13 protein-coding genes are annotated in these 12,039 nt (G+C 65.8%); 2 read left to right on the top strand and 11 right to left on the bottom strand.

Going from position 1 to position 12,039, the window contains the following annotated elements:
• Positions 1-146 precede the first annotated feature (146 nt).
• Positions 147-1,199, top strand: coding sequence for an AI-2E family transporter (locus ACUWEX_RS06560; RefSeq protein WP_079727368.1), 1,053 nt, complete (start codon positions 147-149; stop codon positions 1,197-1,199).
• Positions 1,200-1,361: 162 nt separating this feature from the next.
• Here ACUWEX_RS06560 and ACUWEX_RS06555 read toward each other — a convergent pair whose 3' ends face one another.
• From ACUWEX_RS06555 to ACUWEX_RS06510, 10 genes are all read right to left on the bottom strand, one after another.
• Positions 1,362-2,084 (bottom strand): alpha/beta hydrolase, encoded by a 723-nt coding sequence (locus ACUWEX_RS06555; RefSeq protein WP_200811492.1) that lies wholly within the window; start codon positions 2,082-2,084, stop codon positions 1,362-1,364.
• A gap of 65 nt (positions 2,085-2,149) precedes the next feature.
• Positions 2,150-2,440: a hypothetical protein gene (locus tag ACUWEX_RS06550; RefSeq protein ID WP_079727367.1), complete on the bottom strand. Its 291-nt coding sequence runs from the start codon at positions 2,438-2,440 to the stop codon at positions 2,150-2,152.
• 71 nt (positions 2,441-2,511) lie between these two features.
• A complete protein-coding gene (locus tag ACUWEX_RS06545) occupies positions 2,512-3,081 on the bottom strand; it encodes an aggregation-promoting factor C-terminal-like domain-containing protein (protein WP_445997485.1) in 570 nt (189 codons plus the stop codon).
• 186 nt (positions 3,082-3,267) lie between these two features.
• Positions 3,268-3,813: a DivIVA domain-containing protein gene (locus ACUWEX_RS06540; RefSeq protein WP_079727366.1), complete on the bottom strand. Its 546-nt coding sequence runs from the start codon at positions 3,811-3,813 to the stop codon at positions 3,268-3,270.
• 54 nt (positions 3,814-3,867) lie between these two features.
• Entirely contained in the window at positions 3,868-4,881 is a 1,014-nt protein-coding gene (locus ACUWEX_RS06535; protein ID WP_445997484.1) for a phosphatidate cytidylyltransferase, read from the bottom strand.
• A gap of 38 nt (positions 4,882-4,919) precedes the next feature.
• Entirely contained in the window at positions 4,920-5,474 is a 555-nt protein-coding gene (gene frr / locus ACUWEX_RS06530) for a ribosome recycling factor (protein ID WP_079727364.1), read from the bottom strand.
• Positions 5,475-5,570: 96 nt separating this feature from the next.
• Entirely contained in the window at positions 5,571-6,287 is a 717-nt protein-coding gene (gene pyrH / locus ACUWEX_RS06525; RefSeq protein WP_077053409.1) for a UMP kinase, read from the bottom strand.
• 119 nt (positions 6,288-6,406) lie between these two features.
• Positions 6,407-7,234, bottom strand: a complete 828-nt coding sequence (gene tsf, locus ACUWEX_RS06520) for a translation elongation factor Ts (protein ID WP_445997483.1) — start codon at positions 7,232-7,234, stop codon at positions 6,407-6,409.
• A 42-nt stretch (positions 7,235-7,276) separates the two neighbouring features.
• Entirely contained in the window at positions 7,277-8,227 is a 951-nt protein-coding gene (gene rpsB / locus ACUWEX_RS06515) for a 30S ribosomal protein S2 (RefSeq protein WP_079727362.1), read from the bottom strand.
• Positions 8,228-8,445: 218 nt separating this feature from the next.
• Entirely contained in the window at positions 8,446-9,912 is a 1,467-nt protein-coding gene (locus tag ACUWEX_RS06510; RefSeq protein ID WP_079727361.1) for a sugar porter family MFS transporter, read from the bottom strand.
• A gap of 464 nt (positions 9,913-10,376) precedes the next feature.
• Between ACUWEX_RS06510 and ACUWEX_RS06505 the strand changes: the two genes are divergently transcribed.
• Positions 10,377-10,910, top strand: a complete 534-nt coding sequence (locus tag ACUWEX_RS06505; RefSeq protein ID WP_445997482.1) for a murein hydrolase activator EnvC family protein — start codon at positions 10,377-10,379, stop codon at positions 10,908-10,910.
• A 19-nt stretch (positions 10,911-10,929) separates the two neighbouring features.
• On the opposite strand, the gene ACUWEX_RS06500 is transcribed toward ACUWEX_RS06505, so the two are convergent.
• Positions 10,930-11,874, bottom strand: a complete 945-nt coding sequence (locus ACUWEX_RS06500; protein WP_445997481.1) for a tyrosine-type recombinase/integrase — start codon at positions 11,872-11,874, stop codon at positions 10,930-10,932.
• Positions 11,875-12,039 lie beyond the last annotated feature (165 nt).

Here is a 12,039-nt window from a genome sequence, read left to right as displayed (position 1 = left end):
GGCACAGTCTGAGAGGCGTCTAGAAAGTGAGCGGAGGCACATACGCAACGGGGTCCGTTCTGCGCATGACCTCCTCGTGCCGCGCGCTACGATGAAGCGATATTGCGGCCGGGGTCTCTTCGGCCGTTCGCGCCGAAGGGGCACCCATGAAGATTCAGAATCCGTTCCGGTTCGGCCTGGTCGCGACGCTCGGCGTCGGCCTCGGCCTGCTGATCATCACGTCGATCATCTCGCTGCAGACCATCCTGATCTATATCGGCGCGGCCCTCTTCATCGCCCTCGGCCTCGAACCCATCGTCGGATGGCTCGAGAAGAAGCACCTGCCGCGCTGGTCCGCCGTGCTCATCGTCGTCCTGGGCGTCGTCGTCCTCGTCGCCGGCCTCGTGTGGATGCTCGTGCCCATCATCGCCGAACAGATCACGAAGCTCGTCAAGCTCGTCCCCACCATCCAGCAGCAGATCGGCGACCTGAGTCTCGTCGAGTACATCAAGGCGCAGTTCCCCTGGGTGCCGGTCGACAACATCATCGGCGAGGTCGGCAAGTTCTTCAGCGACGTCAACAGCGTCGCCAACCTCACCGGCGGCCTGCTGGCGTTCGTCGTCGGTGTCGGTTCGGCACTCTTCGGCGTGCTAATCGTCCTCATCCTCACCCTGTACTTCACGGCTTCGCTGCCCTCGATGAAGCGCGGCATGTACCAGCTGGTGCCCGCGTCGAAGCGCGCCAACTTCGCCGATCTCTCCGAGCAGATCACGTCTTCGGTCGGTCGCTATGTCATCGGTCAGGCCTCGACGGCCGCCATCAACGGCGTGCTGTCGTTCATCTTCCTGTCGATCATCCAGGCGCCGTTCCCCGCCGTGCTCGCGGTCGTCGCGTTCTCGTTCTCGCTCATCCCGCTCGTCGGAACGCTCACGGGCTCCATCATCATTACGCTCACGTGCCTCATCCCAGGCCTCGGAGGCGTGTCCACGGCCATCGTCGCCGCCATCTACTACCTCGTCTACATGCAGATCGAGGCGTATGTCTTGAGCCCGCGCATCATGAGCCGTGCCGTCGCCGTGCCCGGAGCGGTCGTCGTCATCGCGGCCCTGGCCGGTGGCTCGTTGCTCGGCCTCCTCGGCGCGCTCATCGCCATCCCGACCGCCGCGTCGATCCTGCTCATCATCAAGCAGGTCCTCATCCCGCGCCAGAACGAGCTCTAGGGGCGTCACGCAGTCTGAGGCGTCAGGCGACCGTCCTCAGGCTCGGGCGTCATCCCGCCAGCCGTTCGCGGTGAGTCGTCGGACGTGAGTCGTCAGACGTGAGCCATCAGCCGTGACCCGTCAGCCATCAGCCGTGAGCCATCAGCCGTGAGCCGTCAGCCGTCAGCCGTTCCAGACGGTCGGCAGCGGCAACGCCTCGGGGTTCACGGCGCGCACGATCTCGGTCAGCACGGTGCGGGTCTGAGACTCCCCCACCCACAGGTGCTTACCGCCGGCCACGGGGATGAGCGTCATATCGGGAACGGACGCGAATCGTTCGGCCGCGGCATCCGGGCGCAGGTATTCGTCGAATTCGGGGATCAACGCGATGAGTTTGCGTGGGTCGCCCTGCCAGGCGGCAACCTCGTCGGCTGAGGCGCGATGCAGGGGCGGCGACAGCAGGATGGCTCCATCGACGTCGTGCTGGCGGCCATACTTCAGCGCCAACTCGGTGCCGAACGACCACCCCACGAGCCACGGATGCGGCAGCGAGAACTGCGTGACCAGGTCCATCGCCGCGCGCACATCCGCCTCTTCGCCGATGCCCTGCTCGAAGGCACCCTCGCTGGTCCCCCGTGGAGACGTCGTGCCCCGCGTGTTGAAACGCAGCACGGCCAGTTGCGCCAGTGCGGGCAGTCGCGCGGCGGCCTTGCGCAGAATGTGCGAGTCCATGAACCCGCCGTGGGTGGGCAGCGGATGCAGCGTCACGAGCGTCGCGACCGGATCTCCGTGTTCGGGCAGCGCGAGCTCACCGACGAGCGTGAGCCCATCGTCGGTGTGCAACTCCACGTCTTGCCGCCGTGCCGGAAGCTCGACGCTCCCCCGGATCTCGATCTCGTCGCTCATGCTCATCCTGTCGTTCATCGTGTTCCTCGTGTGTCACACCGTCGTTCTCGCCGCCGAGGGAGGGCTCAGGCGATGTTCCAGCAGTGCAGGTGCCAATGACGTCGTGCAGCCAGATCGGCCTCGTCGCCCATGACCCCGTCCGCGCGCCAGGCGACCAGGTGGGCCACACCCACATTGATGCCGAGCTGGCACCCGGGGCAGATGTAGACCTTCGCGGCCTGCGTCGCCGACACGGGCTGTACGTTCCATTCGCGACCGCGACGCGTTTCGGTGCGCCGCCAGCCCGACATCAGATATGAGAGATCTTCATCGTTGTTCGAGGGTTTGCGCCCGCGGGGCCGATTGCTTCTGGGCATGAAACCATCCTAGGGAACAACGAAGGGGCCGCATCCGAAGATGCGACCCCCGCGTGAGTGGTTCAGCGTTCTTAGTACCAGTTCATGGCCTGCGAGTGAGCCCAGGCGCCGCACGGGCTGCCGTAGCGCCCCGTGATGTAGCCGAGACCCCACGTGATCTGCGTGGCCGGGTTGGTCTGCCAGTCGGCACCCGCCGTGGCCATCTTGCTGCCGGGGAGGGCCTGCGGAATTCCGTAGGCGCCCGACGAGCCGTTGTTCGCGTTGACGCGCCAGCCGGACTCCTTGTTCCAGAGGGAGACGAGGCAGGAGTACTGGTCGTCACCCATGCCGCGCGCGGCGAGCATGTCGCGCGCGATGGCCTTGGCCGAGCCCGGGTCGGGGGCCGCGGCAACGGGAGCTACACCGGAACCCGAGGCGGCCTTCTTGGTGGCCGTTCCGGTTGCGGGCGTCTCTGCCACGGGCGTCGGAGTCGGAGTCGGCTTCGGAGCCAGGACGACCTCGTAGCCGTCGCGGTCGAAACCGGTCTCATAGCCGCCAGCGACAGCCACGGTCTGAGCGGCCTCGCCGTCGAACCGTTGCCCGGCCGGCTGGTAATACGGGGAGGCGATAGCGCCTGCCGTCGGGTCTACCACGTTGACCATGACGACCCCGGATGCCGCGGCAAATGCGAACGCGAAGAGTGCGATGCGCGACCGTGATCGAGGTCTGTGGAACGCCGCTCGAGTGCCTCGAGTCGGCTTGGATGCTGGAAGATTCACTACATGCTTACCCACGATCATCCGATTTTAGCCGAGATGTCGTGTATTAGCCACCCGAGGGGGCTCCGCTCAGCGAACCGCCAGCATCACTTCGACCACACTGTCGAGCAGAAGGTCGACCTGGGACTCGCGATATCCACCCCGTTGAGCCGAGAAAGCGACCGTGCGAACCTGCTCGATATTGACCGGTTTTCCCTCTTCGAAGTAGGCGATGAGGCGCTCGGCCAGTGCGTCGACCTCGGAGCGGCGGTAACCCTTCGAAAGGATGCTCACGCGCGAGAATCGCTCTCCGTCGGGTCGCGCGAGCCGGTTCAAAATTACCTGGGCGGTCTCACGCGCCGATGACAACCACTCACGTTTGCCGGCCTCTTCGAAGGCCCGCTCACGCTCTCGCAGGAAGAACGCGTCCTCGAGTCGCTCGAGAGCGGCGTCGACGTAGGCGGTCGAGTATCCACCCTTTTTGAGGCCGAACGACACGTGCCGGATCTCGTCTGACGTCATGCCAGCCTCGTCGTCGGCATCGTAGGCCGCGCGGGCCCGGGCGAGGAAGGCGTCGACCTCGCGCTGGTCATAGCCTGTGCTGCGACGTTTGGCCGTCGGGAATGTCGTTGTCACGCGACTATTCTGCCTTACCGGGCACGGGAGTCGGCACGAAGCCGGTGGCCCGCGTCATCCGAGTGACGTTTGCAGGTTGACGATGAGGAACACGGCCAATGCGATGGGTGCCGATGGCAGCATCGAGTCGAGGCGGTCGAGGATGCCGCCGTGCCCGGGCAGCCACGAGCTCATGTCTTTGACTCCCATGTCACGCTTGATCAGCGACTCGGTCAGGTCTCCCATAGTGGCGGTGCCGAGGATCAGCAGGCCCAGGATGATTCCGACCCACCACTCGACCTGCAGCATGAAGAGCGCGAGGAGAACACCGGCGATGACCGCCGCAATGCCGGCCCCGATGAATCCCTCCCAGGTCTTCTTCGGGCTGATGCGCGGCGCCATCGGATGTTTGCCGAAGTTCAGCCCGGCAACGTAAGCGCCGGTGTCGACCGAGACGACCAGGATGAGGAAGGCGAGCACCCACCACTGTCCGCCCTCCTGACGCACCAACACGACGGCGAAGGATGCGAGGAACGGCACGTAGATCTGCACGAACGCACCGGTCGCGAGATCGGCCACTGTGTCGATTGCGGAACGGCTCGTCTGCGAGGCCATCTGCGCGATGAGGCGCCAGACCACGACGACAGCGATCGACCCGAGCAGGGCCGACCAGCGCACCGCGCCGTCTCCGAGATAGCCGGATGCCACGATGCCCACGCCGAAGACGACCTGGGGTATTGCATCAATGCGGCGCCCCGACTTGTTGAGCGCCTGGACCAGCTCGAAGGTCGTGATCGCGACGATGAGCGCCGCGAAGATCACGAAGACCCATTTGAGGAAGATCAGGCTCGAGATCAGCAACACCCCGAGCACGAGGCCGATGCCGATGGCGAGAACCAGGTTGCGCCCGGTGCGGGCCTCGATGCGCTCGTTGGCCTGGTCGATCTGGGCGCGGGTGGCCTGCACCTGGCGCTCGATGTCGGCGCGCTTCGCCTTCAGCTGCGACTGGAGTTCGTCGCGGCTGAGGCGTTTGCGCGCCGCAACGCGCGGCACCTTCCCCGGGCGGGGTTCGTGTGGATCGGTCATCATATCGCCGCCTGGGGCGGACGCGGGTGTTCCACGAGGCGTCAGACCTCGAGGAGCTCCGCTTCCTTGCGCTTCAGCGCGTCGTCGATCTGGTCGATGTGGGTCTTGGTGAGCGCTTCGAGCTCTTTCTCCGCGCGGGCCACGTCGTCGTCGCCGACCTCGCTCTTCAACGCCTCGAGGTCGTCCTTGCCCTTACGACGGATGTTGCGCACGGCCACCTTGGCGTCTTCACCCTTGCCGCGCACGATCTTCACGTATTCGCGGCGACGCTCTTCGGTCAGCTCGGGAAGCGTGACGCGCACGATGGTGCCATCGTTCGTGGGGTTCGCTCCGAGGTTGGGGGTGTCGCGGATGGCCTGCTCGATGTCTTTGAGCGCCGACTTGTCGTAGGGGGTGACGATGAGCGTGCGCGCCTCCTGGTTTTGCAGCGATGCGAGCTGCTCGAGGGGCGTCGGCGTTCCGTAGTAGCTCACCTGGATCTTCTGGAACATCTGCGGGTTGGCACGGCCCGTGCGAACCGAGGCGAAATCGTCTTTGGCGACCTCGACGGCCTTGTTCATTCGGGCGCCGGTGTCTGACAGAACATCCGCGATCACGGGGACTCCTTCTCGTTGCGTGCAGTCGTGACCATTCTAGGGTGAACGGATGGTGACGACATACGGGTGGCGCCGGGGCGCCCGGGTGGGGTGGTGCTAGTTCTGGACCAGGGTTCCGAGGCCGGCGCCGAGGATGGCGGCGGTCACGTTGCCGGCCGGCTGCATGCCGAAGACCTGCATGGGCATATTGTTGTCCATGCACAGGCTGAAGGCGGTCGAGTCGACGACCTTGAGGCCGCGCTGCAGCGCCTCCTGGTAAGTGATGTGGTCGATCTTGTGCGCGTCGGGGTTCTGGCGCGGGTCGTCGGAGTAGACACCGTCGACACCGTTCTTGGCCACGAGCACCACGTCGGCGCCGATCTCGAGGGCGCGCTGCGCGGCGACGGTGTCGGTCGAGAAGTAGGGCAGGCCGGCTCCGGCGCCGAAGATGACGACGCGTCCCTTTTCGAGGTGGCGTTCGGCACGGCGCGGGATGTAGGGCTCGGCGACCTGTGTCATCGAGATGGCGGACTGCACACGCGTGGCGGCGCCCGCCTGCTCGAGAAAGTCCTGCAGGGCGAGGGCGTTCATGACGGTGCCCAGCATGCCCATGTAGTCGGCACGGCCGCGGTCCATGCCGCGCTGCGACAGCTCGGCACCGCGGAAGAAGTTTCCGCCGCCGACCACGATGGCCACCTCGACCTCTTGGGCCGCCTGGGCGATCTCCTGGGCGATGGATGCGACGACGTCAGGGTTTACTCCGAGTGCGCCTGCACCGAACGATTCGCCCGACAGTTTCAGCAGTACCCGGCGCTTCTTCTTCTGGTCGGACATGTGTGCACCCTTTCATCCTGATTCTCACTAAAGCTACTGTGTGCGCGGGCCGGTCTCGGCGTGTGCGCACAAAAAAGGAGCTCGGATTGCGTGAATGCAATCCGAGCTCCTTCGGGGTATTAGGCCCCGACCTTGAAACGAACGAAGCCGGTGATGGTGAGGCCTGCGTCGGCCACGACCTTCTTCACCTGGACCTTGTTGTCTTTCGCGTAGTCCTGCTCGAGCAGTGCGACCTGCTTGAAGAAGGCGCCGAGGCGGCCTTCGACGATCTTGGGCAGGGCTGCTTCGGGCTTGCCTTCGTTGCGGGAGATCTCGGTGACGATCTCGCGCTCCTTCTCGACGGCGTCGGCAGGAACGTCTTCGCGAGCCAGGTACTGCGGGTCGGCGAAGGCGATGTGCTGGGCGATGCTACGAGCGGTGTCACCGTCGGAACCGGTGTAGCCGACGACCACGCCGACCTGCGGGGGCAGGTCTTTCGAGGTCTTGTGCAGGTAGACGGCGAAGTCGTCACCCGTCACGACGGCGAGGCGGCGGAGTTCCACCTTCTCGCCGATGATGGCGGACTCTTCGTCGATGGCCTGGGCCACCGTCTTGTCACCGGTCGACGCGGCGAGAGCCTCGTCGACAGTGGTTGCACCGGCGGCAACAGCGGCGTCGATAACGACCTGCGACAGGTTGATGAACTTGTCACCCTTTGCCACGAAGTCGGTCTCACAGGCCAGCTCGATGAGCGTGGTCGTGTTGCCGTTCTGCTTGGCGGCGACGAGGCCCTCGCTCGTGGAGCGGTCGGCGCGCTTGGCGTTCGACTTGGCACCCTTGAGGCGGAGGATCTCGACAGCCTTCTCGAGGTCGCCGTCGGCTTCCACGAGTGCGTTCTTGCTGTCCATCATGCCCGCGCCGAGACGGTCGCGGAGCGCTTTCACATCAGCGGCAGTGAAGTTTGCCATTAATATCTGCTTCCTCGTTCTAGGAACTGGTAGGAGGGAAAATTACTCAGCGTCGGCGGCAGGCTGCTTCTCAGCCTCGGTCGCTTCTGCTTCGAGGCGAGCCTCGGTGTCGGCGTCGGCCTCGGGGGTCTTGGGGTCCTCGACCGGGGCGTCTTCCTTAGCCTCGTTCTTGGCCGCAACCTCGGCGTCGGCGTCGTTCTCTTCGGTGGGCAGCGGTGCGGCTTCGCTCTGGGCGAGCAGCTCCTGCTCCCACTCGGCGAGAGGCTCGGTCGGAGCGGAGGACTCGCCGGCTTCGGGCTTCTGGTGACGCTGGATGAGGCCCTCGGCCGCGGCGTCGGCGATGATGCGCGTGAGCAGGCTCACGGAGCGGATCGCGTCGTCGTTACCCGGGATCGGGTAGGTGACCTCGTCGGGGTCGCAGTTGGTGTCGAGGATGCCGATGACGGGGATGCCGAGCTTCTTGGCCTCGTCGATCGCGAGGTGCTCTTTCTTGGTGTCGACAACCCACAGCGCCGACGGCGTCTTGGTGAGGTTGCGGATTCCGCCGAGCGACTTGTGAAGCTTGTCGAGCTCGCGCTTCTTGATGAGCAGCTCTTTCTTGGTGAAGCCGGACTTCGACGAATCTTCGAAGTCGAGCTCCTCGAGCTCCTTCATGCGAGCGAGGCGCTTCGACACGGTGCTGAAGTTGGTGAGGAGGCCACCGAGCCAACGCTGGTTGACGTAGGGCTGTCCGACGCGCGTCGCCTGCTCGGCGATGCTTTCCTGAGCCTGCTTCTTGGTGCCGACGAAGAGGACGGTGCCGCCGTGGGCGACGGTCTCCTTGACGAAGTCGTAGGCCTTGTCGATGTAGCCGAGCGACTGCTGCAGGTCGATGATGTAGATGCCGGAACGCTCGGTGAAGATGAAACGCTTCATCTTCGGGTTCCAACGGCGGGTCTGGTGCCCGAAGTGCACGCCGCTGTCGAGCAGCTGGCGAATGGTTACGACGGCCATGAGCCGTTCTCCTATTCTGGCGCCCCTGAGGAACGCCACTCGGTTGTTATCCCTGGCCGGATGGCCACTGATCCTGGTGCCCGGCACAGACATCCGCATCGACCCTTGTTCACTCGAGAGAGAAGAAGGGGGTGATGACCGATGGATGGTGTGGCCGAATGGGCACGCGTAGTCACCCCGACGAGCGAGGTGCTCCGATCAGCATACCAGTCCGGGGACTAGGAAACGGCGGACTTCTTCTTGTCTTTGCGCACGAAGAGCGTTTCGGCCTGCTCGAGTTCCATACCGTTCGTTTCGGGGATCTTGAAGAAGACGAAGAAGAACGAGAGGAGGGCGAAGAGGGCGTAGATGCCATAGGTGAGGGTGAGCGAGACATCCTGGGACAGGGGCAGGAACGTGACGGTGACGAGGAAGTTGGTCAGCCACTGAGCCGCCGCCGCCACACCGAGCGCCTTGGCGCGGATGCGGGTCGGGAAGATCTCGCCGAGCAGCACCCAGACGAGCGGGCCCCAGCTCACGCCGAACGAGATCACGAAGACATTGGCGCCGATGAGGGCGATGGTGCCGAACGGGTCATCCAGCACGGGTTTTCCGTCCACGATGGATGCCTGGCTGAACGCCAGCGTCATGGCGGCGAGCGACAGCGTCATGCCCACCGAGCCGATGAGGAGCAACGGACGGCGCCCGACGCGGTCGACCAGCAGGATGGCGACGATGGTGACGGCCACGTTCGTGACACTCGTGATGACCGAGATCGTGAAGGAGTTCGACTCGTCGAAACCGACGGCCTGCCACAGGGTGGTCGAGTAGTAGAAGATCACGTTGATGCCCACGAGCTGCTGCAGCATCGACAGGATGATTCCGATCCAGACGATCGGGGCCAGTCCGAAGCGGTTGCCCTTCAGCGTTCCCGTCTTCTTGGCGATCTTGTCTTCCTCGATCGACTTCTCGGCTTCACGCATGGCGCGGTCGACCTCGTCGGACGGCCAGACGGTCGCGAAGATCTTCTTGGCTTCGGCTTCCTTGCCGCGGCTCACGAGATAGCGCGGCGACTCGGGCAGGCGCAGGGCCAGGATGCCGTAGATCACGGCAGGGATCGCGCAGGCCAGGAACATCCAGCGCCAGGCCTCGAGCCCGAACCAGAACTCCTTGGCCGCACCCCCCGCGGCGTTGGCGAAGAGCGCGTCGCTCAGCAGGGCGGCGAAGATGCCGAGGGTGATGGCGAGCTGCTGCAGGGAGGCGAGTCGGCCACGGATCTTGCGCGGCGCGATCTCGGCGATGTAAGCGGGGGCGATGACCGAGGCGATTCCGATGCCGAGGCCTCCGACGAGACGCCAGATCACGAGGTCCCAGGCGGCGAAGGCCAAACCGGCGCCGATCGACGAGACGAAGAAGAGGCCGGCACCTAACAGCATGACCTTGATGCGGCCCCAGCGGTCGGCGAGGCGTCCTGCTCCATAGGCACCGGCAGCACAGCCGAGCAGGGCGGATGCGACGGCGAAGCTGGTGACGCCCGAGCTCAGGCTGAACTGGCCCTGGATGGCGTCGACCGCTCCGTTGACCACGGACGAGTCGAAGCCGAAGAGGAAGCCTCCGACCGCGGCCGAGATCGCCAGTCCGATGACCCTGCGGGTGAGTTGGGCTTGACTGGGCGGCGCCGGATTCGACGCGGTTGAGTTGGACATTTCGTAACCTCCCCAGTCAGGGCTCGCGGCATCCGAGGGGTGCCCGGCGAACTGACCTTCATTCTGGTCTTGTCGGTGCTCGCTGACAACCGTTTCTCCCGAGGCGACACGACGGGAAGTCATCCACAGATCGCGAAGCGGGCAGCTCGTCGGTTGCTCACGCGGCCAGGCTGGTGAGCATGGCCCAGCAAGTATACGCACGCCCCCGCATCCGGTCTCGTTCGAGGTCGGTGGCCCTTGCAGCGCCCGGCCGAGAGGTATACAGGCCCGCCCGGCGCAATGCGGGCGGGCCGTTGTGGCGGCGTTCCTGCTATCGACTGGCGCGCCGAGTGGGCCCGGCGGGGCTCGGCGATCCTCGGCAATCCGCGGCGCTCGACGGCGGTGCGGCCACTCGCGTGATGGTTCGGCCGCCGCGCGAGGGTTCTTCTCCGAGAGACGTCCGGGGTGCCAAGCGGTGCGTCGCGATGATGCTCTGTGTTGTCGTCCTGCCGGGCGTGTCGGTCTTGTCGCGCGGTCTCGCGAGTGCGGGTGCGGGTGCGCACTCTGAGCGCACCGCCGCGGCAGTCCCCGTTGCCGCGCGCTGGGTGTGGCCGCTCGGGCGGGAGGAGGTGAGCCGAGCGTTCGAGCGCCCGGCCGACGAGTACTCGGCGGGCCATCGCGGCATCGACCTCCCCACGTCGGTCGGTGAAGATGTCGTGGCGCCCGCGGCTGGCGTCGTCCTGTTCGCGGGGATGGTCGTGGATCGAGGGGTTCTCTCTATCAGACATGCCGACGGCACGGTGTCGAGCTTCGAGCCCATCTCGGCCAGCGTCGCGGCGGGCGATGAGGTGAGGTCCGGCCAGGCTGTCGGTCGTGTGGCCGAGGGTGGGCACTGCGGTGCGGCATGTCTTCACGTGGGAGCGCGCGTGCGGGGCGACTATGTCGACCCCGAGCCATATTTCCTGCCGAGGCGACGTGCCGTCCTTGTGCCCCTCGGCGATTTCGCGTGGCCGGGGTGAGGGGTTGCGGATTGGGCCTTTACGCGCGCGGGTGGGCGCCGCGATAGCTGTCCTTCAGCCGCTCGAGCGAGACGTGCGTGTAGATCTGGGTGGTGCCGAGGGATGCGTGACCGAGCATCTCTTGCACGGACCGGAGGTCGGCTCCCCCGTCTAAGAGGTGGGTGGCCGCGGTGTGTCTGAGCGTGTGCGGGCCTCCGGCATCGAAGCCGGGCAGCGTTTCGAGGAGGCGGTTCACGACGGTGTAGACGGCCTTGACCCCGATGCGCGACCCGCGCGCGCCGACAAAGAGCGCGCGTTCCGCGTGGGTTGCGCCTGTCGTCGCAGGAGAACCTTGGTCCTTCGCCCGCGCGACCAGCTCGGGCCGTGCTCTTGTGAGGTAATCGACGAGGGCGTTCTGCGCGGGAACACCGAACGGCACGACACGCTGCTTCGACCCCTTGCCCGTCACCCGCGCGGTCAGTCGGTCGAGATCGACGTCATCGGCGTCCAGGCCGACGAGTTCTGAGACGCGCAGTGCCGACGCGTAGAGCAGTTCGACCATCGCGACGTCCCGAATCGCGACCGCGTCGCCGTCATCGGCACGGGCACGCAAGACGTCGACGAGGTTGGTCATCTGATCGGCTGCCACGACGTGCGGAAGGTGCCGCCCCGTCTTCGGCGAGCGCAATCGAGCGTTCGAATCCACCGCCGAGGGGATGTGCGCCGCGTTCCACTTCGACCACCCGCGGATGACGGCCGCCCGGCGCGCGAGGGTCGTGGCGCTCAACCCGCGCTGCGAACCGTGCCACAACCAGTCACGACCGAGTTCGAGAGTCACGTCGGAGGAGTCGGTCGCGTCGTGTTCGTCGCAGTATTCGCGCAACTGTTCGAGATCGGAGGCGTAGGCGCGGACCGTGGCCGGCGAGAGACGTCTCTCGTCTGCCAGGTGCGCCAGGTAGCGCTCCATCGATTCGCGGATCTGCATCTCTCTAGAATGCCGCGCCCCGACGTCGACGACGCCCGCCACACCGACCGAAGTCCGTTCGAGACGCGTTTCTCCGGCGGGGGCGGGCGACGCGGGGTGTTCTGGCGGGTCACGGGGCGGGCCTGGACGCTGGTGTTGAGGACGGTGTTCGGGCTGGCTGAGACA

This window comes from Okibacterium fritillariae (genome assembly GCF_052783725.1).
The sequence above is the reverse complement of the archived record's forward strand: the minus strand, read 5'-3'. Positions and strand labels throughout refer to the sequence as shown.